Raw genomic sequence first — 23,295 nt, forward strand, 5'->3', positions numbered from 1 at the left:
TGTTCCTCCACTAGTGGGACGGCCTTCACCGCCCTGCTTCCATGCCTCCCGGACCGCACCTGGTGCGACCCGGGCGAGTGTTGAATTGTTCGGGCCGGCTACGCCGGGCTACTGTTCGTATCCGGCCCGCAAGCCTTGTTCGCTCCTGCGGTGCGTCCAACGCCCGCCGAGCGGCACACCGTTGAGTGTAGCGCACTCAACCCGTCACGTTGAGTCCACATGGCTCAACCGTTTCATGACGGTGATTATTCCGGATCGGCGGCGCAACCGTGCAGTCGCCCCGGGCGCGTCGCGCGGATCGCAACATCGCCCGGGGGCAGTGGCCGTGGCCAGGCAGTCGCTCCTGGCGCGCCGCGCGGATCGTGCGGCCGCCGCAGGCGCCGCGTCCATCCCGGACTCCCCCGGTGCCGTCGGCTGCCGCGGTGTGACGGGTCACCAGATCCAGTCGGGCCCGTCGGAGTGCGTGCCGGGACGATGCAGGACGGCGTGATCGGGTCGGACGCGGATGTCCTCCCCGTCGACACGGCCCCACCCGTCGAGGACGAGGCTGTGGCCGTGGCGCGCCGGCGACGGCCACACGAGGGTGACGAGGGGGTTCCCGGCGACGCGGCGCAGACCGGCCGGGTGGGGCGCGACGATGACGACCTCGACGCCGCCGGCCGTGCCCTCGGCGCGGGCGTCGACGGTGAGCACCCGCGACCAGCCGTCGGGCCGGGGCGTCACCATGACGGCCGAGCCGAACCGGTCGAGGACGGCCAACAGGGCCTCGTCGGGAACGGGAATGGTCATCGTCGGCTCCTTCGTCCGGATATCAGCACCATCATCGCGCCGAAGGGGCGCCCACGGTTCGCGACAGTGCCACCCCCGCGGGGCGCCGGGCGGCCCTCCACTGCGACCCGGTCATGGCCTGCTGGTGGACCGCGCCCCAGCGGGGCACGGGGCGGCCCTCCACTGGGACCCGGTCATGGCCTGCTGGTGGACCGCACCCCCGCGGGGCGCGGGGCGGCCGGAGGCAGCTGCTCAGCCGGCGCCGGCCGCGCCCCGGTCGGATGAGGGGCCTGGCGCACAACGACGCCCCGTCCGACCGCGGAACGCCGCGCAGCTGTCGTCGGCGCCGAGGCGTGGCACGATGTCGAGCACGAAGGCATCACGGCCGTGCGTGGCGCACCCGGGATGGAGGAATGCCATGACGGATCCCTGGCACCTGTACGAACGTCTCGTAGACGGGGTGCCCGCCGGTATCACGGTGACGCGGGCGCTGGTGAACCGCTGGACCGTGGTCGGCACCGATGACGGCACGATGGGTGTCGCCATGACCTGCCGCGGTGGGCCCCGGCTCCCCGAGCCGGTGATCGTGGGCGCCGAGCTGCGCGAGGTGGCCGCGCTCGTGACGAGCTGGGACCTGCGGCTGGCGAGCCTGGGCGTGGCCGCGCTCAACGCCTGGTATGCCCAGCCGGCGCGCCTGGAGGGTCTGGCGGGGCTGGTCTGGGACGAGCAGGCGGACTGGGCGGCCCGGCTCGCGCCGCACCTGGGAGCCAAACCGAGTGCGGTCGTCGGGCACTTCCCGGTCGCCCGGCGGTTCGCCTCGCCCTGCCCCAGGCTTCGTCCTGCGGTCTTCGTGAAATGACGCACAAGAAACGCGGGGCTATGCCGCCGAGGCGGTACGGCAGCGGGGGCAGCGGGCGAGCCGGCCCGACCAGCCCTTGCGATGCAGCACCGCGGCGATCTGCGCCGCGACGTCACAGGGTCGCCCAACCACATCGGCCCAGCCATAGCGGAGCGTCTCGATGCCCAGCTCCGCTGCACTGAAGTTGTCGCGTTCCATGTCACGGAACCGGCGGTCCTTGTGATAGCGCTCACCGTCCAGTTCGACTGCGAGCCCGAACCACGGCCAGTAGCAGTCGAGCCGCGCGAAGAAGAACGGGACCTGCCGCAGCGGGCGCACGAGCTGGTGGGCCTCCACCACGTCCTTCGCGAAGCGGAGCTCCAGCGGGCTGTCGACCCCCACCAGGTCAGTGCACAACTCGGTGATGAGCCGTCGATGACTCACCCTTGCCCTGCGGTCCATTGCCTCGAGAAGCCGCTCGCGGGTCGTCGCCCTCGACCGCATGACCTGTCCCAGGACGTCGATGACCTCCCCCCTGCGAGGCGCCGCGGGCCAGATCGAGGATGCTGTCCTCCGGGTAGGTGCGCACCGGGTGTCCATGAGCGGGACGCGATCCCTCACGGAAGACGACCCCCGGGCAGTGCGCCCGCCTGGCCGTGTGGGTGCGCCAGATGAGGATCGACGCCGGCTCGTCGCTGAGCGCGCCGTCCAGGTAGAGGGCGGCGGCCCCGCCGATCACCGCGTCGCCGCGGCAGCACAGCACTCCGGCCCAGACCCGGGACCGCCACGTGGGCTCCTTGATGCAGTAGACGCCGCGGGCGAGGGTCACCCAGCCGCGCGCCAGGCCTCGCGTCTGCTCGGCGCTGAGCCCGGCGGCGAGGCACTGCCGGCGGGTGAGGCACCCGCCCTGTGCGTTGGCGAGGGAGATGAGGCGGGCTGGTGGGGTGGCGTGGCGTCGCATGCACGTACTGTGTCCAGGACGGATCCCGCCCGATCAGGCGGCACCGCCCTGTGTACAGCGGTCGCACCGCGCTCTCACTCTGCGGTTCTCGTGTGTCATTCCACGACGACCGCAGGACGATTATCGCGAAGCTCGCGGGACGAACCTCGGACAGGCTCCGCACCGGCGGCAGCCGCGTCCCGCACCCCACCTCACCCTGCGGTTCTCGTGCGTCATTCCACGAGAACCGCAGGACGAAACCTGGGATGACTTTGCACTAGCAGCGGCCCTGTCCCGCACCCCGCCTCACCCTGCGGTTCTCGTGCGTCATTCCACGACGACCGCAGGACGAACGCGGTCAGGGTTGCGGGGCGAACCGGTGAAGGTACAGGTCGCGCAGCAGGGCGATCTCCGCGCCGTGATGGATGAGCTCCCGGTTGATGTGCAGGACGAGGGAGGCGCGGCTCACGCGCGGGTGCAGGAAGGGCTCGGCGTCGCCGACCGGAAGAGCGAGGTCCTCGGTGCTCCAGGACCGCACACCGGCGATCCACTGGGCGTAGAAGTCGTCGAGCAGGGCCAGGGCCTCACGGGCGTGCCCCGGAAACTCGAAGTGCGCGTAGTCGATGGGCGAGCCCCCGAAGTGACTCGCGATCCTCACCCCGAGGACGCTGACGAGGATGTGGTTGAGGCGCCACGCGATCGTCGTCACCGGGGCGGGATCCGGCGCTGGGAACACAAGGTCGATCGTCCACTCACCAGTACCGGGCGAGAAGGCCGACTCCGATGTCCGACGCAGATTCCAACTGCCCTCGACGGGCTCCCACAGATATTCCTCGTCGGTGAGACCGTACAGCCGGGCACGCAACTGGCGCATGTTCATGTCGGCCTGGGTGGTGAGTTCCGCAGTGACGTCAAGATCAGCCATGACCGCATGATGGCATGTTGAGAGGCGACTGGCCTTGCGCTTCCCGTGGCAGGACACCCCAGAAACGCAGGCCGATCATCGCCGCTGGCGCCAGGACGGCGGACGAGCGCTCGGCCCTCTTGTGGGACTGAGCAGCAACTGCGGTCTGGCCCTGCGTTTTTCGTGCGTCATTTCACGACGACCGCAGACCGAAACCTGGGACTGGCTCCACACCGGCGGCAGCCGCGTCCCGCACCCCGGCCCCACCCTGCGGTTCTCGTGCGTCTTTTCACGACGACCGCAGGACGAACCTCGGACAGGCTCCGCACCGGCGGCAGCCGCGTCACGCACCCCGGCCCCACCCTGCGGTTCTCGTGCGTCATTCCACGAGAACCGCAGGACGAACGCGGTCGGGGCTGTGGACTGAACACTGTTGGAGGCCGAAGGTCGGGCGGGATGCCCAGGGCGGTGTCAGTGGCGCCAGGCGCCGCGGAAGCGCTGCGGGGCCCAGGGGGCCTGGTCGTTGGGCAGGCCCAGTTCGTGGGCCGCGCGCAGCGGCCAGTTGGTGTCGCGCAGCGCGGCCCGTCCGAGATCGATGGCGTCGGCGCGGCCCTCGGCGAGGATCTGCTCGGCCTGGGCCGGGTCGTCGATGAGACCGACGGCGACGGTGGGCAGGTCGGCCTCGCGGCGGATCCTCTCAGCGAACGGCACCTGGTAGCCGGGACCCACCGTGATGTCGGCGCCCGGGAGCCCGCCCGAGGAGGCGTCGATCGCGTCGACGCCGATCTGCTTGAGGCGTTTGGCGAGTTCCACCGAGTCCTCTGGGGCGAAGCCCTCGGGGTGCCAGTCGCTGCACGTCAGCCGGATGAGAACCGGCTTGTCGGCGGGGAAGGCCTCGCGGACGGCGCGGGCCACCTCGAGGATCAGGCGGCTGCGGCCCTCGGCGTCGCCGCCCCAGCGGTCGGTGCGGTGATTCGTGAGCGGCGAGTAGAACTCGTGCAGCAGGTAGCCGTGAGCGCCGTGGATCTCGACGGTGTCCAGGCCGGCGGCGTCGGCGCGGCGGGCGGCGTCGGCGAAGTCGGCGATCACCTGGACGATACCGTCCTCATCCAGCCCGTGGACGGGCACGGTGGAGCCGTCCAGGGCGGTCAGGGTGTCGTCCTGGGGGCCGACCGGTTCCCAGCCGCCCTGCGTCGCGGGCACGACGCCCTCGAGGACGCCGGGCCACCACTGGTTCGTACTGGCCTTGAAACCGGCGTGGCCGAGCTGTGCGCCGAGCGCGGCGCCGTGCGCGTGGACGAAGTCCGCGATGCGAGCCCAGGCGGGCACCTGGGCGTCGTCCCACAGACCGAGGTCGAAGGGCGTGATGCGGCCGACGGGCTGCACGCCGCTGGCCTCGGCGATGATGAGGCCGAAGCCGCCGATCGCCAGCGAGCCGTAGTGGACGAGGTGGTAGGTGTTCGGCACGCCGTCACGGGTCTCCACCGAGTACTGACACATCGGCGGCACCCAGGCGCGGTTCCGCACGGTGAGTCCGCGGAGCGTGAGTGGTTCGAACAGGAGTGGACGATCAGGGGCCATGGGTTTCCTCTCCTCAGCATGTCTTCGGCACACGCCATTGTGCCAAGTCGCGGCCAAGACGCGGGGATTGTTCCCCGGACCGTGAACGCGCCCCGGCAGCGGACGCGCCCGGAGCCCGCGAGCCGTGCGGCGCCCGACAACACTCACGTCTGATCACCCCCGACCGGACGCACCGCGGCCCAGGACGCGGGCGCGGCGCGGCAGGGCGGCGCCCGCGGATCGTGGGCGGTCCCCGATCATGAGCGGCCTGTCGAGACCGGCCTCAGGGCGTTTCACAGATCGTGGGCGGCCCCCTGGTCCAGCCCGCCAGGGGCTCAGGGAACCACATGCGCACGGTCCAGTACGCCCATCCCATCCGCGCCCGGGACCCACCCTGTCCACCGGGTTGCCCAGCTCCGCCGCGTGCCCCGTTCCGGCCGCGCCCGGGCCCACGTTGGGGAGCGCCCGGAAGACGCCGGGCAGGGCGCCGGCGCACGGGCCGGGCCCGGGCCGCGACCGCACCCAGGAATCCTGGATGATCGGCCGACGGACCGGGCCCGGCCCCGCCAGGGGCGCCTCAGGCGGCGTCAGGGGTCTCCGTGTCGGTGGTCTTGCGGGACATGATCGCCGTCTCGATGATCCGCCGCGCGGCTGCCGAGTCGCCACCCAGCCCCGACTTCGGCGGGTTCACCAGGATGTCCTCCCCGGTGGCGTGGTCCGGTTCGAGGCACCAGCGCGGCTTGCGCAGCGCGTAGAAGATGAGCGGCGGTGCGCCGAGCACGACGATGACCACGCCCACCACGAGGCCGTATCCCACCGTGCTGAGCCCGGTGAACCCGGCCGGGCGGATGAACGACAGGACGAAGGCCGCGGCGCAGGCCACGAAGCCGACACCGGCCACCAGCCGCATCGCCGGGGTGCGGTAGGTGCGCTTCACCTGGGGCCGCGTCGTCCGCAGCCGGATGGCGGCGGCGAACATGAGCATGTACATGATGAGGTAGAGCGCGGCCGCCATGTCGATGAGGGTGACGAAGGCCGTGTTGCCGTTGGGGATCACGACGAACAGCAGCGCCAGGATCGTCACGATGAGGCCCTGCAGCACGAGGATCGAGCGCTGCACGCCGGCCCTGTTGCGCCGCTGGAGCAACGGCGGCAACAGGCCCGTCCTGGCCGCGGCGAGCAGGCCCTTGGACGGCCCGGCGATCCAGGTGACCACGGAGGCGAAGGCGCCGAGTGCGATGAGCAGTGACATCACCGGCGTTCCCCAACCGATGTGCCAGTGGTCGAAGAAGGCCTGGAAGGCCAGGTTGATGCCGTCGACGACGCCGAGGCTGCGCTGGGGAACGGCGATGGCGATCGCCAGCGTGGGCAGGATGAAGATCGCCAGGATCATGGCGGCCGAGGTCAGCACCGAGCGCGGGTAGCCCCGCCCGGGGTCGGCCATCTCGTTGGCGTGCACCGCGTTCACCTCCATTCCGGCATAGGCGAGCACATTCGACACGATGAGCACGATGGACGCCAGGCCGGTCCAGGGCGGCAGGGCGGCCTGGGCGGTCAGCGGGGTCTGCGAGGGTGTGCCGGTGGCCAGCCAGGCCAGGCCGAGGACGACGAGCAGCACCGCCGGGAAGATGGTGCCCACGATGCCGCTCCACGACCCCACCTTGGCGAAGAGATTGCCGCCCGCCAGGGTGATGAAGGTGGACACCCAGTAGAGCACGATGATGACGATGGCCACGTAGAGGCCGTTGCCGGCCAGCTCGCCGCGGTTGACCACGTAGGACAGGCTCACGGCGATGAAGGCGATCTGCGTGGGGTACCACACGACGTTCTGCACCCACTGCAGCCAGATGGCCAGGAAGCCCCAGCGCTCACCGAAGGCCTCCCGCACCCAGATGAACACGCCGCCCTTCCAGCCGGTGGCGAGTTCGGCGGCCACCAGGGCGGTGGGGATGAGGAACAGGACCGCGGGAATGACGAAGAGCAGCACCGAGGCCAGCCCGTAGCTGGCCATGGCGGGCAGCGAACGGAGTGAGGCCACCGCCACCACGGTGAGCATGGCCAGGTTGAAGACGGACATCGCGGCGGGTGCGCGACCCGTTGCGGCGCCGGTTGTGTTGGTTGTCATCTCGATCCTCCTCAGTGGTGGAAGGCCGCGGGCCGGCCGGACTCGTGGGGCAGCGGCCCGTCGAGCCGGTCGAGGTAGGCGACCTCGGCCCGCAGGTCCTCGAGGAAGGCGTCGGCCAGGTCGTGGCTGAGCCCGTTGCGGACGACGATCCGCTGCACCGTGACATCGGTGAGGTCGTCGGGCATCGGGTAGGCGGGCACCAGCCAGCCCTTCATGCGCAGCCGATCGGACAGGTCGTACAGGTCCCACCTGTCCGTGTGCCCGTCGCGCAGCCGCCAGGCGAACACGGGGATGTCCGAGCCGTCGTTCCACAGCTCGAACGGGCCCATGCCGGCGATCTCACCGGCCAGGTAGCGGGCCACGTCGCGGCTGTTGGTCTGCACGCGCCGGTAGCCGTCGAACCCGAGCCGCAGGAACATGTAGTACTGCAGCAGCACCTGGGCGCCCGGCCGGGAGAAGTTGAGCGCGAACGTCGGCATCTGCCCGCCGAGATAGGAGACCTCGAAGATGAGTTCATCGGGCAGGGCCGCCTCGTCGCGCCACACGACCCAGCCGATGCCGGGGTACACCAGCCCGTACTTGTGGCCCGACGTGCTGATGGACGCCACCCGCTTGATGCGGAAGTCCCACGCCAGGTCGGGCTGCACGAAGGGGGCGATCATGGCCCCCGAGGCGCCGTCGACGTGGATGGGGACGTCGAGACCGGTGCGCTCCTCGATGGCGTCCAGCGCCCGGGCTATCTGTGCGACGGGCTCGTACATGCCGGTGTAGGTGACCCCCATGATCGCCACGACGCCGATGGTGTTCTCGTCGACGTAGTTCTCGAGCCCGTGGCCGTCGAGCACCTTGTGCTCCTCGCTGATCGGCACGAAGCGCGGTTCGACGTCCCAGTAGTTGCAGAACTTCTCCCAGCAGACCTGCACGGCGCTCGACATGATGAGGTTGGGCCTGTCGGTCGACTTCCCGGCGGCCTTGCGGGCCTTCTGCCAGCGGCGCTTGAGGGCCAGGCCGCCGAGCATGCAGGCCTCCGAGGACCCGATCGTCGAGGTGCCGATGGTGTGTCGCGGGTCGGGGGCGTGCCACAGGTCGGCGAGCATCGTCCAGCACCGGGTCTCGATCTCGGCGGTGCGGGGGTACTCGTCCTTGTCGATCATGTTCTTGTCGGCGGCCTCGAGGTAGAGCCGGTTGGCGTGGTCGTCCATCCAGGTGCCGACGAAGGTGGCCAGGTTGAGCCGGGCGTTGCCGTCGAGCATCGCCTCGTCGTGGACGACCTGGTAGGCGGTCTCGGGCAGTGCCTCCGTGCTGGGGAACCGGAACTTCGGTAGATCGGAGGCTTCTCCAGGACGGGCGAAGAGCGGGTTGAGCTCGCTGGCTCCCAGATCCTTGACCGAGGACAGGGCCTGGGCAGTCGAGCACTGCGAAACTGATCGTGACATGTCGAAAACTCCTCTCAGCAAGTGGGTTGCCCGAAGGTTTTCACCAATGTGCATTCCGTGCCACGAGAAGCACCTATCGCCCGATAGCCCCCACCTATCAGGGTAGGATCAGGGTGCACCATCAGGGCCAGCTCAGGGTGTCATCGCGGGCCGGGGCCGTCCTGTCCTGGGCGCAGATTCAACCCGGAGGCGCTTGCCGGCCCCCGGTGAGGCCCGAACGCCGACCTCGCCGGCGGCCCCGAGGTTCAGATCACCTGCCGTTCCCCCGGCGGCTGCGTCACCGAGCGCCCGCGGCGCTGGAGCACACGGTGACGGCGGACTCGACCAGCGCCTCGACGACCGGGCTCATGGGCTCGGCGGAGCGGTGCGCCAGCACGATCCGGGTCTGGACGACCGGTTCGACGAGTTCGAGGAGCGCCAGGTCGGTCACCTGCCCGGAGTCGAGCACCCAGCGGTCCGGCACCACGCTGGCCCACCGGCCGGTGTTGACGAAGCCGAACAGCGAGGCCACCGAGTCGGTCCGGATGGTGATGTGGGGAGTCACGCCGGAGGCCTCGAAGGCCCCGACCATGGGCGTCAGGCCGTGGGTGGGGCCGAGCATCACCAGCGGGTAGCTGGCCGCCTGCGCCCAGGTGATGGACTCCGCGGCCTCGTCCACCATGTGCTGGGGGGCGAGGAAGGCCCAGGTCTCGTCGTAGAGCGGCCGGTAGCGCACCAGTTCGTTGCCCACCGGGTAGCAGATGCCGGCGTCGAGGTCGTAGTTGGAGATCTGCTGGATGATGTCGTTGGTGGACAGCATCGACTCGATGTGCACCTCGACCAGCGGGTGCTCGGCGCAGAATCTGTCCAGCACCCTGGCGACCGTGGTGGTGGCCGCCGGGACGACCCCGACGCGCAGTGTTCCACTCAGCCCCGATCGCAGGACCGCGGCCGCGTCGTGCAGGGCCCGGCGGTCGTCGACCATGCGCTGCGCCCAGACCACCAGGCGGCTGCCCTCGGGGGTGAGCCCCTGGAAGGTGTGGCCCCTGCGGATGAGTGGCATCCCGAGTTCCTGCTCCAGCTTGCGCACGCCGTCGGAGAGGGTCGGCTGGGAGACCCCGCAGACCTCAGCGGCGCGGGCGAAGTGCCGTTCGTGCGCCACCGCGACGAAGTACTCCAACTGTCTGAGGAGCATGCGGCCCTCAGCCTCCCACCAGGTCGTTCACAAAAAGGCGAGTGTAGGCAGCCGCGAACAGGTGCCAGCTGTGCCCCGGATGTGACATTCCTGTCGGCCACGCCGCGCCGAACGGCCCCGCCCGGGGCCTCCAGGGCGTGCGGATCGGGCCGACGATCTGGATGGCCGACACCGCCCGGGCCACCTGAGCACGGCGGCGGCCCGTCGTGCGCGCACCGCCCGTACCGCCGTGGCCCCGATGGACCGACGGGACACGCTTCCCCGGGGCGGGCGCAGGTGGTTGACTCGGGGCCATGAGCAGAAATCCCGGGATTGCCGGCATCCACCACATCGGCATCACCGTCACCGACCTTCAGGCCAGCGTGGAGTGGTTCACCAGCGTGCTGGGCGCCGAAGAGGTGGAGCGGTTCGACATCGGCCCGATGTCGAAGGCCATGATCCGTCTGGGGGACGTGACGCTCAGCCTGGTGAGCCACGGGCCCGCGGGGATAGCCGGGCCCTTCGACGAGCATCGGGTGGGGCTGGACCACCTGAGTTTCGCGGTGCCGAATGCCGGCGTCCTCAAGACGTGGTCCGGCCGGCTCGACGACGCCGGGGTGGAGCACAGCGGCATCGTCGCCGGCGCGATGGGTTCGCTCCTGGCCTTCCGCGGCCCGGACAACATCGCCCTGGAGTTCTACACCCTCGGCTGACCACGACGGGCCCTGCGCCGGCCCTCCGCCACATCGCATGCGAGCCCCACCGGGCCGCCACCATGCCGGACGATGAGGATCACGCCGGCGGGCCCGCCCGTTCATCGGTCTTCCCGGGCCACCGGCCGGCCCGAGGAGACCGACGGGAAGCGGCGGTGCGATACTCGGAACACAACTGAACAACGCGAACAGCCACCGAGGCGGCAGGAAGCCGGGAGAAGCCGGCACGGTCGCGCCACTGTGCACGCCCTGCGGGACGGGAGTCAGGAACTGCGCCTCGGCGGACCCTTTCCACGACGGGACGCACGATCCCGAGAAAGGAATGACTTCATGCACATCGCTGAAGGCGTTCTCCCCCCTGTCCAATGCGCCATCTGGTACGCGGCGGCCGCCCCATTCGTCGTCCACGGCGCCTACCGAATCGTCAAGGAGGTGCGGGAACGCCCCGAGAACAAGCTCCTGCTGGCCACGGCCGGCGCCTGCACCTTCCTGCTGAGCTCCATCAAGCTGCCGAGCGTCACCGGCTCGAGCTCGCACCCCACCGGCACCGGCGTGGGGGCGATCCTGTTCAAGCCACCGGTCATGGCCTTCATGGGCCTCATCGTGCTGATCTTCCAGGCGCTCCTGCTCGCCCACGGCGGCATCACCACGCTCGGCGCCAACACCTTCTCCATGGCCATCGCCGGCCCGTGGATCGGCTACTGGGTCTACCTGCTGACGAAGAAGCTGCACGGCCCGAACGCCCTGGCGATCTTCCTGTGCATGGCGCTCAGCGACCTGGCCACCTACTGCGTGACCAGCCTGCAGCTGGCCTTCGCCTTCCCGGACGCCTCCAGCGGCGTCCTGGGTGCGGCGGCCAAGTTCCTGGGCGTCTTCGCCGTCTCACAGATCCCGCTGGCCATCATGGAGGGCTTCCTCGGCATCCTGCTGTTCCGCTTCCTGGTGAAGGTCGCCGCCCCGCAGCTGGCCGGTCTCGGCCTCGACCTCGTACCGGGCGGCCGGGCCGCCGACCCCGCGTCCGACGCCACCGCGAAGGAGGGCTCGCATGCCTGAGACATCAAGCACCCTGACCAGCCAGAAGAAGTGGGTGAGCTGGGCCCTGCTCGGCGCGGTCGTCCTGGTCTTCCTCATCTCGCTCGTCGTGGGGAACCAGATGGCCGGCGGCTCCGAAGAGGCCTTCGGCGGCACGGACGACGCGGCGACCGAGGCGGCCGAGGAGGCCGGCGCCGAACCCTGGTTCGAGCCGCTGTTCGAGCCGGCCGGCGAGGTCGAGTCGGGCCTGTTCGCCATCCAGGCGGCCATCGGCTCGGGCATCATCTTCTTCTGCCTCGGCCGCATGAGCGGCCGGCACGCCGCGGCCCGCCGGGACGCGTCCGAGGACGGTTCGACCGAGGCCGCCCGGGTGGCCGATGCGGAGACGGCCGGGGCGCAGGCGCTCGACCGGACCGCACCGACCGAGTCGGACGCATGAGCGCCCACTCGCACCACATCAACGCCCTCGACGACGCCGCCTGGGACTCCCCGTGGCGGCGTCGCCGCGTCGGCGAGAAGGTGCTCTGCTCGATGGGTCTGGTGCTCACCGCGCTGCTCACGCCGGTCTGGCCGGGCACCGTCCTGGTCGCGGTGGCCGCCGTCTGCTTCATCATCGGTTCGGCGCGGATCGGCCCGCGTGTCCTGGCCGAGGCGATGACCGGCCCCGCCATCTTCCTCGTGCTGGGCGGCGTCTCGGTGCTCTTCTCGGTGGGCCAGTCCCCCACCGACGCGTGGTGGAGCCTGGGCGCGCTCAGTATCGGCCCCACCTCCGCCGCCCAGGCCCTGCGCCTGTTCCTGCACGGCATGGCGGGGACGCTGGCCGTCATGGTGCTGGCCACCACCACGCCGATGGTCGACCTGCTCACCTGGCTGCGCCGCTTCCGCATCCCCGAGCCGCTGCTGGAGATCGCCAACCTGACCTACCGCCTGCTGTTCGTCCTGCTCGACACGATGCTCACGGTCATGGAGGCCCAGCGCTGCCGCCTCGGCGACAACCCCGTCGGGCCGATGCGGGGCCTGCGTCGCCGCTGGGAGAACACGGCAGCGGCCATCGGCGCCATCGGCGTCCTGGCCTGGGAGCGGGCGGGTCGTCTCAACGAGGGCATGAGCCATCGGGGTTTCGAGACCACGCTGGCCACCCTGCCGGTGCGGCGCACCGCCTCACCGGGTTTCATCGTCACCACCGTCGTCGTCATCGCGGCGATCTGGGCCATCAGCTGGGGGGTTTCCGCACTGTGACAGCACTTCTCGAGGCCGAGCACATCCTCGCCGGGCATCCCGGCCGACCACAGGTGCTGGACGGCGTCGACCTGCGCATCGAACGGGGCACCCGTCTCGCGCTGCTCGGCGCGAACGGTTCGGGCAAGACGACGCTCATGAGCGTCCTGGCCGGTTCGCTGGAGCCGGCCTCGGGCCGTGTCCTGCGCGAGGGGGAGCCCCTGGCGTGGTCGCGCAGGGCGCTGCGCGAGCACCGCCGCCACGTCCAGATGGTGCTGCAGGACCCCGACGCCCAGCTGTTCAGCGCCGACGTGGCCCAGGACGTCTCGTTCGGACCGATGAACCTCGGCCTGCCCGCCGAGCAGGTGCGCGACCGGGTCGACGAGGCGCTGCGGCTGCTCGGCGCCGACCACCTGGCCGAACGCGCCACCCACCACCTGTCGTACGGCGAACGCAAACGCGTCGCGACGGCCGGGGCGGTGGCCATGCGCCCCGACCTGCTCCTGCTCGACGAGCCGACCGCCGGCCTCGACCCGGCCGGTGTCCGCCAGACCCGCGAGGCGCTCGACCGGCTCACGGCCGCGGGCACGACGATCCTCATGGCCACCCACGACGTGGCGCTGGCCCTGGACTGGGCCGATGAGGTCGCCGTCGTCCACGACGCCACCGTGCGTCAGGGGCCCGCCGACGAGCTGCTGGCCGACGCCGAACTCGTCGCACGGGCCCACCTCGAGACGCCCTGGCCCCTTGCCCTGGCCGCGGCGCTGGGATACCGGCAGCGACCCCGTAATCTTGAGCAGGCCATCGCTCTGCTCACCGAGCCTGGCACGCACTGAGCCGCGCGTCGGCGGGCAAGGAAGGACACATGGACATCACATTGCAGCCCGGCACCGTCACCCTTGTGGGGGGCGGACCCGGTGATCCCGATCTCATCACCCTCGCCGGGCTCAAGGCCATCCGGCAGGCCGACGCCGTGCTCTACGACCGGCTGGCGCCGGCCGAGGTCCTCGACGAGGCGCCGGCCGGCGCCGAACGCATCCCGGTCGGCAAGGTCCCGCAGGGCGAGTACGTGCCCCAGGAGCGGATCAACCAGCTGCTCGTCGCCCACGCCCAGGCGGGCGAGAGGGTGGTGCGGCTCAAGGGCGGCGACTGCTTCGTCTTCGGCCGCGGCGGCGAGGAGTGGCAGGCCTGCGCGGAGGCGGGCGTCCCGGTGCGCGTCGTGCCCGGCGTCACCTCGTCGACCTCGGGCCCGGCGCTGGCGGGCATCCCGCTGACGCACCGCCACCTGGTGCAGGGCTTCACCGTGGTCTCCGGGCACGTCTCGCCGAACGACCCGCGTTCGGAGGTGCCCTGGCGGGAGCTGGCCAGGACGCGGACCACGCTGGTGATCCTCATGGGTGTCGCCCACCTGCGCGACATCGCCCCCGAGCTGATGGCCGGCGGGCTGCCCCCCGCCACGCCGGTCGGCGTGGTGTCCAACGCCTCGCTGCACGACCAGGACTCGTGGACGACCACCCTCGGCGAGGCCGCCGAGGCGATGGCCGCCCGCAGGGTGCGGCCCCCGTCGCTGGTCGTCGTCGGCGAGCTGGCGGCCATCGACCTCGACCACCCGGAGCGCCGGGCGCCGAGCGACCACTGAGCCTGCCGTACCCCATCGCGGCCGGCGCAGCCGTCCACGGCCACGCGGCCGCTCGCCGTGCCCCGGGGCCGGGGACGACACACACCCGCGCCCGCCCCAGGGGCTGCCCGCTGTGGCGGGGGCGTGGCAGACTTCGGACGTGTTCGACATCGCCACCATCGCGGCGGGACTGCCCGTCGGGCAACGGGCCCCACAGCTGGCCGGGGCCGCGGCGGCGGCCGGTGCGCGTCTGGTCGTCACCGCTCCCCCGGGCTCGGGCAAGACGACGGTGGTCCCGGCCGTCCTCGCCAACGTCTTGGAGGGGCTCGACCCGGCTCGGCCCGGGCGGGTCGTCGTGACCCAGCCGCGGCGCATGGCGGCCCGTGCCGCGGCCCGCCGGCTGGCGCACCTGGCCGGGGTGCGGCTCGGACGCGAGGTGGGTTTCACGGTGCGGGGGCAGTCCCGCACCAGCGCCGCGACACGCGTCGAGTTCGTGACGGCCGGGGTCCTGGTGAACCGGCTGCTGGGCGATCCGGACATGACCGGTGTGGGGGCGATCGTCCTGGACGAGGTGCACGAACGCGACCTGGACACCGACCTGGCGTTCGCCATGGCCCACGACGTGGCCGAACTGCGCGGCGACCTGACGCTGGCCGTCATGTCCGCCACCCTCGACGCGGGGGCCTGGGCCGAGCTGCTGGGGCCCGCCGCGCGGGTCATCGACGCACCGGGCGCGCTCTTCGACCTCGAGGTCTCGTACGCGCCCGTGCCGGGCGGCGCGGCCGCCTCGCACCGCGGGCGCCTGTCGCGCGCCATCGCCGCGCACCTGGCCGGCCTCGCCGAGGAGCTGGCGGCGCGCACCGACGGTTCGGTGCTGGTCTTCGTCCCAACCAGGCGCGACGTGGCGGACCTGCTGGGACTCATCCGGGTGCCCGGCGTCGAGACGCTGGGGCTGTCGGGCGCGCAGTCGGCCCGCGAGCAGGACGCCGTGCTGGCCGGCGGCGACGTGCCACGCATCATCGTGGCCACCTCCGTGGCCGAGTCGAGCCTCACGGTGCCCGGGGTGCGGGCCGTCGTCGACTCCGGCCTGTCGCGCGAACCCCGCTTCGACGCGGGACGCGGCGTGCAGGGCCTGGTGACGATCCGCGAATCGCGGGCCGGCGCAGAGCAGCGGGCCGGCCGGGCGGCCCGGCTCGGCCCCGGCACGGCGGTGCGCTGCTTCGGCGCCGACGAGTGGGCGGGCATGGCCGCTCAGGCCACCCCGCAGGTGCGGGTCGCCGACCTGTCGGGCGCCGTCCTGACCCTGGCCTGCTGGGGGGACGCGCGCGGCGTCTCGATGGCCCTTCCCGATCCGCTGCCGGCGGCGGGTGCCGACCGGGCGGTCGGCCTGCTGCAGCGCCTCGGCGCGCTCGACGCCGGCGAGCGCGTCACCGACCTGGGCCGCCGCCTGGCCCGGATACCCGCCGAGCCACGGCTCGCCCGGGCGCTCCTCGACGGCGCGGACCGGGTCGGTGCGCGGGCCGCCGCCCAGGTGGTCGCGATGCTCGCCGCCGAGGACGCACCCGCCGACGGCGACCTGGTCGCCCAGTACCGCGCGCTGGCCGGCGGCGGCACGCCGCGGGCGCGGGAGTGGGCGCGTGAGACCGCGCGGCTGGCCGCCCTCGCGTCCCGGCCCGAACCGGGCGCACCGGCCGACCGCACCGAACCACCGGCGGGAGGCGACGAGACCGGAGCCGGCCGGCCTCAGACGTCCCCGTCGTCCCGGGCGATCGGGCTGGTCACCGCGCTGGCGCACCCGGAGTGGATCGCCCGTCGGCGCGCCGACGGCCGCTCCTTCCTCACCGTCGCGGGCACCGGCGCCGACGTCCCGCCGGGCCCGCTGGGCCGCCACGAGTGGCTCGCCATCGGCCGGCTCAGCCGCGTCGAGACCGGCCGGACGAACACCTCCGGCAGCCTCGTGCGGGCAGCGGCCCCCATCGACGAGGCCACCGCCCTGGCAGCCGGGCCCGCCGTGGACGAGTCGACCGCGCTGAGCTGGGACCGCGGCAGCGGCCGGATCCGGGGTCGCGTCGAACGACGGCTCGGGGCGATCGTCCTGTCGAGTACGCCCTGCACGCCCAGGCCGCAGGAGCAGGAGGCGTTCGCCGTCGAGCAGCTCGCCGTGCAGGGGCTGGGGCTCGACGGCCCCGGGCTGCTGCGCTGGTCGGACGCGGCGCTGGCGCTGCGCGACCGGCTCGCCTTCGTGCACCGGGCACGGGGCGGGCCGTGGCCGGACATGAGCGCCGAGTCGCTCGCCGCCCGGGCGCCGGCCTGGCTCGCCCACCGGCTGGGCGTCTGCTCCAGCACCTACGACGTGGACATGGCCGAGGCGCTGCGCGAACTCCTCGACTGGCGCCGGCTGGCCGAACTCGACCAGATCGCGCCGGAGCGCGTGGAGGTGCCGACCGGTTCGCGCATCCGCGTACGGTACCCGGCCGCCGGGACGGACGGCCCGCCCGTGCTCAGCGTGAAACTGCAGGAGTGCTTCGGCATGCGGGACGGCCCCAGCATCGCCGGCGTCCCGGTGCTCATGGAGCTGCTGAGCCCGGCCCGCCGGCCGCTCGCGCTGACCGACGACCTGGCGTCCTTCTGGGTGAACGTCTACCCCCAGGTGCGAGCCGAGAACCGGGGCCGCTACGCGAAACACCCGTGGCCGCAGGACCCGCTGACCGCCCCGGCCCGCCGCGGGACGACCCGGTCCGGCCGGTAGCGTTCCCGGCCTGGCGGCCCGGCACCCGGTCAGTGCCGCCGGGGGCCGCTGCCGCGGATGTCCTCGAGCAGGGCGTCGATGATCGCCTGGTTGTCGTCGGTGGGCTCACCGCCGAGCACCGACGCCCAGGCGGGCACGACCTGCGTGGCCGAGTACTTGTGGCCGAAGCCCTCGAGCATGCGCGCGCACACGGGCATGTCGCAGGCCACCTGCCAGAAGGTGACGAACGGCACCCAGTGCATGCGCGCCATCGTGCTGCCGGCAGGACGCAGCCCGTCGAACCATTCGGGTTTGCGCCACAGCAGTCTCGTGCCCCACCACACGACGGGGTCGGTGTCGTTCTGCAGGTAGACGATCCGGGGGAACGCCCAGGGGCCGAGTTCGCGACCGAACTCGGAGTGGGTTAGGTGCCAGGGCTGGCCGGCGAAGCGCACGTGCCGGCCGTCGTCGACGACCGGCACGACCACCGTCGACCCCTCGTCGCGGCCAACGGTCAGCTCGGACTTGAGGGGGGTGAAGTCGGGCGCCCCCATCCAGACGGCGCCATCGACGCGGGCGAGCAGGTCCTCCACATCGGCGAAGACGCCGTTGGAGCCGAAGGCGCCGAGCGACTCGCCGGCCAGGTGGACCCGGGGCCGCTGCCCGGGGGGCAGCGTCGACAGGCGGTGCTCGATGGCGTCGAAGAGCGCTCGCGAGGCGACGACGGGGATCTGCTTGTCGGTGAACAGCGTGATGGCACTGGGCAGGCCCGAGTACTGCATGCCGATGGTGCAGCAGTCGCCCCCGGTCAGGTATTCGAAGGCCGAGGCGCTCCACTCGTTGGCGCTGCCGCGCCCGGTGGTGGTGACGATGCACAGGTGCGCACGGTGCCACGCGTCGGTGCGGTCCATCTCGGCCAGGACCGCCTCCGTGACGCCCCGCAGGCTGCGCGAACCCATCGCCGCGTAGACCCGCAGCGGCTCCTTAGCCGGGCGGGCCGTCACCTGTTCGATGCGCGCCGCGTCGGGCCCGCCGGTGACGAAGATCTTGCCCTGCAGGCCGAGGGAGGACCAGGCCTCGCGCGAGTCTGGGCTGCCCGACCGGGTGGGTGAGGCGGGCTCGTGCATGCCCTCGGGCGTGGTGAGGTCGAGACGGCCCGAGGCGGTGCGTCCCACCTGGATGACGCCGTGCAGGATGACGGTGTCGAAGATGACGACGATGGTGGTCAGCACGACGAGTGTCGCCACGAGACGTTCGGCCACCCGCCAGGCGATACGGCCGTGCAGCCGCGAACCGACCCAGTCGATGGCCGCGGCGGTGGCCCGCCACTGGGCCTGGAGCAGCAGGAAGAGGCCCGCCCCGGCGGCCGCCGAGGCGAGCTGCCAGCCGGCCGTCGGCTCGTCGGCGCGGCAGGCCCGGGCCGTGCGGCGCTGGGAGCGCAGGGCCGCCAGCGGGACCCCGACGGCGGCGGCCGCTGCGGCGGTGAGCGCCGCGGCGGTGAGGGCGCGCTGGGCGCCCCGGCCGAGTCGCCTGGGGTCGAACCGCATGCCCAGCACGTCGCCGAGCAGGCCCGCGCCCCACCCGGTGAGCATTCCCACCTGGTAGCCGAAGGCGGACGAGACGGCGGCGACGACGCCCTGGAAGGTCCAGGTGCGTGGCAGCAGGGACGGCGAGTACGCGGCGACATATCCGGCGAACGCACCGATCGAACCCCCCACCGACGGCGGCTCGGCGTGCGGTCGGCGGATGCGCGGCCGGTGGCCGGGGCTCGGGTGTGGACGGTGCAGCCGCATGCCGACCAGTCTAGAGGCGCCTGGCGGTCCGGCCGGGGCGGTGCTCCACCCGCCGGCGGGCCGGCCGGGTCCGTCAGAAGTACGGGATCATCACCCACAGGCCGAACAGCAGGATGGCCACGCAGCAGCAGACGAGGGCGATGGCGGCGGCCCTCAGCGCCGGCGAGGGCCGGCCCGCCTGGGCGCGTGCGTGTGACATGTCGACGAGGAGTGCCGCGCACGAGACCACGCAGACGACGAAGACCGTGCCGAGCAGGGTGACGAGGCTGACGACGCCCAGCGCACCCCAGTTGATGTTCACGGGCCGACTCCGCTACCGGTGAGGCGCTGGCCCCGGTCCTGCCCGGGCAGGAGGCCGGCGCCGCGCTCCCTCGCGTCGTCGAGCACCAGCTCGGCCTCGTGCGCGACGGTGCCGGCAGGTGCCGGGACGTCCTCGACGGTGCGTTCGGCACCGGGAGCGGGCGTGTCGTTGACGTTGTCGCGGTGGACCTTGTTGCGGTTTGCCTTGGCGAGGATGGCGACGGCCGCCGCGACGAGGAGCGCGCTCACGATGAGCATGCCGACGATGCCGCGCTCGGCGAGCCAGCCGGCCAGGGCTCCGACGACTGCCGCGCACGGCAGGGTGGCGATCCAGGCGCTGCCCATCTGGCCGGCGATCGACCAGTTGACCTTGGTGCGCCGCCCGACGCCCGAACCGAGGATGGAGCCGGTGCACACGTGGGTGGTGGACAGGCCGAAACCGAGGTGGCTGGAGGCCAGGATGGCGACGGTCGAGGCCGTCTCGGCGCAGAAGCCCTGCGGCGGCTCGACCTTCACCAGGCGGCTGCCCATGGTGCGCATGATCCGCCAGCCACCGGAGTAGGTGCCCAGCCCGATGGCGCCGCCGGCCAGGGCGATGACCCACCAGTGCGGGTGGGTGCCGGGCTCCTGCATGCCGGCGGCCACGAGGACGAGCGTGATGATGCCCATCGTCTTCTGCCCGTCGGAGGTGCCGTGCGCCAGGGCCACCATCGAGGCCGAGACGCGCTGACCCATCTGGAAGGACCTGCTGGCGTGCGTCACCGAGTGGCTGGTGATGCGGTAGGCGCACCAGGTGGAGACCGCGGCGGCGACGCCGGCCACGAAGGGCGCCACGAGCGCGGGCAGCACGATCTTGGAGATGATGACGCCCCAGTGCACGCCATTGTGGCCCGCCGTGACGAGGACGGCGCCGATGAGCCCGCCGAACATGGCGTGCGAGGAGCTGGACGGCAGGCCGAGCAGCCACGTGACGAGGTTCCAGATGATGGCGCCGGCCAGACCCGCGAAGACCATCGTCGGGGTCACCAGGGAGTCATTGACGATGCCGGAGCTGATCGTCTTGGCGACCTCGGTGGACAGGCAGGCGCCGACGACGTTGAGGACGGCCGCCACGGCGACAGCGGTCCGGGGCTTGAAGGCGCCGGTGGCCACGGAGGTGGCCATGGCGTTCGAGGAGTCGTGGAAGCCGTTCGTGAAGTCGAACACGAGAGCCGTGATGACGACGATCACCACGAGAGCCAATGTCATCATCGATGCTCACGCCTGTCAGGACAGTCGCTTGCAACTGCTGTCATCACGCACCTCACGCAATCATGGCAGTCCGGCTCGATCGGACCGGTCGCCCCGGGATGTCCACCCTCCGGACGAGACGTCCGCAGGGTTTGGGCGACATCTGGTTGTCGAATTCGATTCTTGCGCATCCGAGCCTGCCGCCCCAGGACGGGGCGCCCCTGTTCACCAAGTGTTCATCTTGCCGCCGGTCCCGCGCGCACGGACCGCGGCATCGGCGGCCGCCGGCCCCGCGCGCACCGATCAGCACCTGTTCTTCTCACAGAAAACCGAAAGCAGATGTATAGAAAGGTCAGGAGAAGAGCTGTCACAGTAGACACATGCCAGGTCCACAGTCTCCGGAAACGATCTCACGTCCAGACGGCACACCGATCCGCGTGCTCGCCGTCGACGACGAACCGAGTCTCACCGAGCTCCTGTCCATGGCCATGCGCTACGAGGGCTGGGATCCCAGCACCGCGGCCAGTGGTTCGGAAGCGGTTCGCGTCGCCCGCGATGTGCACCCCGATGCCGTCGTCCTCGACATGATGCTGCCCGACTTCGACGGCCTCGAGGTCATGCGCCGCATCCGCGCCGAACAGCCCGAGGTGCCCGTCATCTTCCTCACCGCGAAGGACGCCGTCAACGACCGCATCAACGGCCTCACCGCCGGCGGCGACGACTACGTCACCAAGCCCTTCAGCGTCGAGGAGGTGATGGCGCGCCTGCGCGCCCTGCTGCGCCGCAGCGGCGCCGCCTCCAAGCGCTCCGAGTCCGAGCTGATCGTCGGCGACCTCGTCCTGGACGAGGACTCGCACGAGGTCACCCGGGGCGGTGAGGAGATCCACCTGACCGCCACCGAGTTCGAGTTGCTGCGCTATCTCATGCGGAATCCCAAGCGCGTGCTGTCGAAGGCGCAGATCCTCGACCGGGTCTGGAACTACGACTTCGGCGGCCAGGCGAACGTCGTGGAACTGTACATCAGCTATCTGCGCAAGAAGATCGACGCCGGCCGCGCACCGATGATCCACACCATGAGGGGCGCCGGATATGTTCTCAAGCCGGCAGTCGGCTGAGCCGAAACGCTCCGCTCCCCCCACATCCGACGAACTGGCTGCCGTCAGCGATTCCGAAGAGAACCACGCCGCGATGTCCGATGGGGGCGGGGGGGAACAGCCCTGGCACCCGATGGGCCGGGGCACGCTGAGCTACAAGCTCGTCGTCCGGCTCAGCGCGATCGTCGCCGTCGTGGCGATCATCCTGAGCATGTTCAGCGCCATCATGGTGCACCACATCCTGGTGCAGCAGGTGGACGCCCAGCTTGCGGAGGCCCTCGGCCTGCAGGGGGCGACGAGTAAGCAGCCGCAGGACAGCCCCTCCGGTTCGGGGGGTGACACATCGGACGGCCAGAACCAGGGCACCTCGGCCACCGACTCGATCTTCGGCACGAGCGACGTCCCGCTGGGCGGCCTGCCGGTCGGCGCCGTCGTCGTCCTCATCGACACCGAGGACAACGTCCAGGGCATCATCGAGGACGTCGACCGGCGCAACACCGTCAAGACCTCCGACGAGGTGAACACGAAGATCGCCGAGATCACCGCGGACGGCAAGCCCCACGACATCAAGCTGCCCGAGCTGGGCGGCTACCGGATCATGGCCCGCTCGGTCATGGTCGCCATCGTCGGCGAGGACGGCTCCACGTCGAGTGTGCGCGGCACGCTCTACGTCGGGGTCCCGATGACGCAGTGGACCCGCGTGATGCAGCGGCTGATCATGGCCGAGGCCATCATCGTGGGGCTCGCCATCGTCGCCTCGGCGGTCGCCGCGACGGCCGTCGTGCGGCAGACGCTGGCGCCGCTCAACCGCCTCATGACCACGGCCAACACCGTCTCCGAGATGGACCTCGAGACGGGCCTGGTCACCCTGCCGGACCGTCTCGACGCCCGCGACCTCAACCCGCGCAACGAGGTGGGGCGCGTCGGCCGCTCCTTCAACCGCATGCTCGACAACGTCGAGGGCGCGCTGAAGGCCCGCGAGCAGTCCGAGTCGAAGGTCAAACAGTTCGTCGCGGACGCCAGCCACGAGCTGCGCAACCCGCTGGCCGCCATCCGCGGCTACGCGGAACTCAGCCTCAAACGTCCCGAGCAGCTCAGCGAGAACACCGAGTTCGCCATGAACCGCATCGCGAGTGAGGCGCGGCGCATGAGCTCGCTCGTCGACGACATGCTCCTGCTGGCCCGTCTCGACGCCGGCCGCGAGACCGAGTTCACCGACGTGGACACCGGCGAGGTCGTGCTCAACGCGGTCTCCGACGCGCAGGTCTCCAGCCGCGACCACACCTGGCAGCTCAACCTGCCCGACAGCCCGCTCATGGTGCGCGCCGACGAGCTCCAGCTGCACCAGGTCGTCGCCAATCTGCTGTCGAACGCCCGCAAGCACACGCCGGCCGGCACGGTCGTCACGACGACGCTGCGGGCCGACGGCCGGGACGCGGTGATCACCGTCGAGGACAACGGCCCGGGCGTGCCGCCCGAGATCATCGACCACGTCTTCGAACGCTTCGCCCGCGCCGACACGGCACGCACCCACTCCGAGGAGGGCTCCACCGGCCTGGGCCTGGCGATCGTGGCCTCGGTCATGAACGCCCACCACGGCAGTGCAACGGTGGACTCCCGTCCCGGCTACTCCTGTTTCACGCTGCGCATGCCGCGCATCGTGGAGCCGGGCGAGGTGGACGACACGCTCGTGGACGAACCGCTGTCCGGTCCGGCCGCCAGGGCCAAGGGACGTCAGGGGCCCTTCCGCGGGCGCCGCTGAACCGGAGCGCTCGTGTCTGCGGCACGGCTCTCGGCCCTGTCGTACTCTGAGAGTCAGGGCGGGCCGGGGCCACCGGCCCGGGA

The 23,295-nt window shown here is 71.7% G+C and carries 21 protein-coding genes; 10 read left to right on the forward strand and 11 right to left on the reverse strand.

Annotated features, from left to right (window positions below; translation table 11 throughout):
* Nucleotides 1–432: 432 nt before the first annotated feature.
* Nucleotides 433–789, reverse strand: coding sequence for a hypothetical protein (locus PROPJV5_RS05995; protein WP_119715436.1), 357 nt, complete (start codon nucleotides 787–789; stop codon nucleotides 433–435).
* A gap of 397 nt (nucleotides 790–1,186) precedes the next feature.
* Between PROPJV5_RS05995 and PROPJV5_RS06000 the strand changes: the two genes are divergently transcribed.
* Nucleotides 1,187–1,627, forward strand: coding sequence for a DUF4213 domain-containing protein (locus PROPJV5_RS06000; protein ID WP_182858595.1), 441 nt, complete (start codon nucleotides 1,187–1,189; stop codon nucleotides 1,625–1,627).
* Between the two features lie 18 nt (nucleotides 1,628–1,645).
* On the opposite strand, the gene PROPJV5_RS12870 is transcribed toward PROPJV5_RS06000, so the two are convergent.
* The 7 genes from PROPJV5_RS12870 to PROPJV5_RS06035 form a co-directional block, all read right to left on the reverse strand.
* A complete protein-coding gene (locus tag PROPJV5_RS12870) occupies nucleotides 1,646–2,050 on the reverse strand; it encodes an endonuclease domain-containing protein (RefSeq protein WP_147385366.1) in 405 nt (134 codons plus the stop codon).
* On the reverse strand, nucleotides 2,013–2,567 hold the full coding sequence (locus PROPJV5_RS06010) for a type IV toxin-antitoxin system AbiEi family antitoxin domain-containing protein (protein WP_119715439.1): 555 nt from the start codon (nucleotides 2,565–2,567) through the stop codon (nucleotides 2,013–2,015). Before PROPJV5_RS06010 ends, PROPJV5_RS12870 begins: the two co-directional genes overlap by 38 nt.
* A 337-nt stretch (nucleotides 2,568–2,904) precedes the next feature.
* Nucleotides 2,905–3,471: a DinB family protein gene (locus PROPJV5_RS06015; protein WP_119715440.1), complete on the reverse strand. Its 567-nt coding sequence runs from the start codon at nucleotides 3,469–3,471 to the stop codon at nucleotides 2,905–2,907.
* A gap of 450 nt (nucleotides 3,472–3,921) precedes the next feature.
* On the reverse strand, nucleotides 3,922–5,031 hold the full coding sequence (locus PROPJV5_RS06020; RefSeq protein WP_119715441.1) for an NADH:flavin oxidoreductase/NADH oxidase: 1,110 nt from the start codon (nucleotides 5,029–5,031) through the stop codon (nucleotides 3,922–3,924).
* Between the two features lie 556 nt (nucleotides 5,032–5,587).
* Nucleotides 5,588–7,135, reverse strand: coding sequence for a glutamate/gamma-aminobutyrate antiporter GadC (gene gadC / locus PROPJV5_RS06025; protein WP_220474354.1), 1,548 nt, complete (start codon nucleotides 7,133–7,135; stop codon nucleotides 5,588–5,590).
* Between the two features lie 11 nt (nucleotides 7,136–7,146).
* On the reverse strand, nucleotides 7,147–8,571 hold the full coding sequence (gene gad / locus PROPJV5_RS06030; RefSeq protein ID WP_119715442.1) for a glutamate decarboxylase: 1,425 nt from the start codon (nucleotides 8,569–8,571) through the stop codon (nucleotides 7,147–7,149).
* 277 nt (nucleotides 8,572–8,848) lie between these two features.
* Complete coding sequence (locus PROPJV5_RS06035) at nucleotides 8,849–9,745, reverse strand: LysR family transcriptional regulator (RefSeq protein WP_119715443.1); 897 nt, start codon at nucleotides 9,743–9,745, stop codon at nucleotides 8,849–8,851.
* Nucleotides 9,746–10,038: 293 nt separating this feature from the next.
* On the opposite strand from PROPJV5_RS06035, the gene PROPJV5_RS06040 reads away from it, so the two are divergent.
* The 7 genes from PROPJV5_RS06040 to hrpB all read left to right on the forward strand — a co-directional run bounded on the left by PROPJV5_RS06040 (nucleotide 10,039) and on the right by hrpB (nucleotide 17,054).
* On the forward strand, nucleotides 10,039–10,437 hold the full coding sequence (locus PROPJV5_RS06040) for a VOC family protein (protein WP_220474355.1): 399 nt from the start codon (nucleotides 10,039–10,041) through the stop codon (nucleotides 10,435–10,437).
* A gap of 330 nt (nucleotides 10,438–10,767) precedes the next feature.
* Nucleotides 10,768–11,490, forward strand: coding sequence for an energy-coupling factor ABC transporter permease (locus PROPJV5_RS06045; RefSeq protein WP_119715444.1), 723 nt, complete (start codon nucleotides 10,768–10,770; stop codon nucleotides 11,488–11,490).
* Entirely contained in the window at nucleotides 11,483–11,908 is a 426-nt protein-coding gene (locus PROPJV5_RS06050; RefSeq protein WP_119715445.1) for an energy-coupling factor ABC transporter substrate-binding protein, read from the forward strand. The genes PROPJV5_RS06045 and PROPJV5_RS06050 overlap by 8 nt, the downstream gene beginning before the upstream one ends.
* Entirely contained in the window at nucleotides 11,905–12,708 is an 804-nt protein-coding gene (cbiQ, locus tag PROPJV5_RS12695) for a cobalt ECF transporter T component CbiQ (RefSeq protein WP_220474356.1), read from the forward strand. The genes PROPJV5_RS06050 and cbiQ overlap by 4 nt, the downstream gene beginning before the upstream one ends.
* Nucleotides 12,705–13,523 (forward strand): energy-coupling factor ABC transporter ATP-binding protein, encoded by an 819-nt coding sequence (locus PROPJV5_RS12700; protein WP_220474357.1) that lies wholly within the window; start codon nucleotides 12,705–12,707, stop codon nucleotides 13,521–13,523. The genes cbiQ and PROPJV5_RS12700 overlap by 4 nt, the downstream gene beginning before the upstream one ends.
* 29 nt (nucleotides 13,524–13,552) lie before the next feature.
* Nucleotides 13,553–14,326, forward strand: a complete 774-nt coding sequence (gene cobA / locus PROPJV5_RS06060; RefSeq protein WP_119715446.1) for a uroporphyrinogen-III C-methyltransferase — start codon at nucleotides 13,553–13,555, stop codon at nucleotides 14,324–14,326.
* A gap of 139 nt (nucleotides 14,327–14,465) precedes the next feature.
* Nucleotides 14,466–17,054, forward strand: a complete 2,589-nt coding sequence (hrpB, locus tag PROPJV5_RS06065) for an ATP-dependent helicase HrpB (RefSeq protein WP_119715604.1) — start codon at nucleotides 14,466–14,468, stop codon at nucleotides 17,052–17,054.
* Nucleotides 17,055–17,083: 29 nt separating this feature from the next.
* Here the strand turns inward: hrpB and PROPJV5_RS06070 are convergent, their stop codons facing one another.
* The 3 genes from PROPJV5_RS06070 to PROPJV5_RS06080 form a co-directional block, all read right to left on the reverse strand.
* Nucleotides 17,084–18,826 (reverse strand): alpha/beta-hydrolase family protein, encoded by a 1,743-nt coding sequence (locus tag PROPJV5_RS06070; protein ID WP_119715447.1) that lies wholly within the window; start codon nucleotides 18,824–18,826, stop codon nucleotides 17,084–17,086.
* 73 nt (nucleotides 18,827–18,899) lie between these two features.
* A complete protein-coding gene (locus PROPJV5_RS06075; protein WP_119715448.1) occupies nucleotides 18,900–19,127 on the reverse strand; it encodes a hypothetical protein in 228 nt (75 codons plus the stop codon).
* Nucleotides 19,124–20,377, reverse strand: coding sequence for an inorganic phosphate transporter (locus tag PROPJV5_RS06080; protein WP_119715449.1), 1,254 nt, complete (start codon nucleotides 20,375–20,377; stop codon nucleotides 19,124–19,126). Before PROPJV5_RS06080 ends, PROPJV5_RS06075 begins: the two co-directional genes overlap by 4 nt.
* Nucleotides 20,378–20,736: 359 nt before the next feature.
* On the opposite strand from PROPJV5_RS06080, the gene PROPJV5_RS06085 reads away from it, so the two are divergent.
* On the forward strand, nucleotides 20,737–21,471 hold the full coding sequence (locus tag PROPJV5_RS06085; protein WP_119715450.1) for a response regulator transcription factor: 735 nt from the start codon (nucleotides 20,737–20,739) through the stop codon (nucleotides 21,469–21,471).
* Nucleotides 21,472–21,544: 73 nt separating this feature from the next.
* Nucleotides 21,545–23,212: a sensor histidine kinase gene (locus PROPJV5_RS06090; protein ID WP_182858596.1), complete on the forward strand. Its 1,668-nt coding sequence runs from the start codon at nucleotides 21,545–21,547 to the stop codon at nucleotides 23,210–23,212.
* Nucleotides 23,213–23,295: the final 83 nt, after the last annotated feature.

This window comes from Propionibacterium ruminifibrarum, from assembly GCF_900289195.1.
Taxonomy (GTDB): domain Bacteria; phylum Actinomycetota; class Actinomycetes; order Propionibacteriales; family Propionibacteriaceae; genus Propionibacterium; species Propionibacterium ruminifibrarum.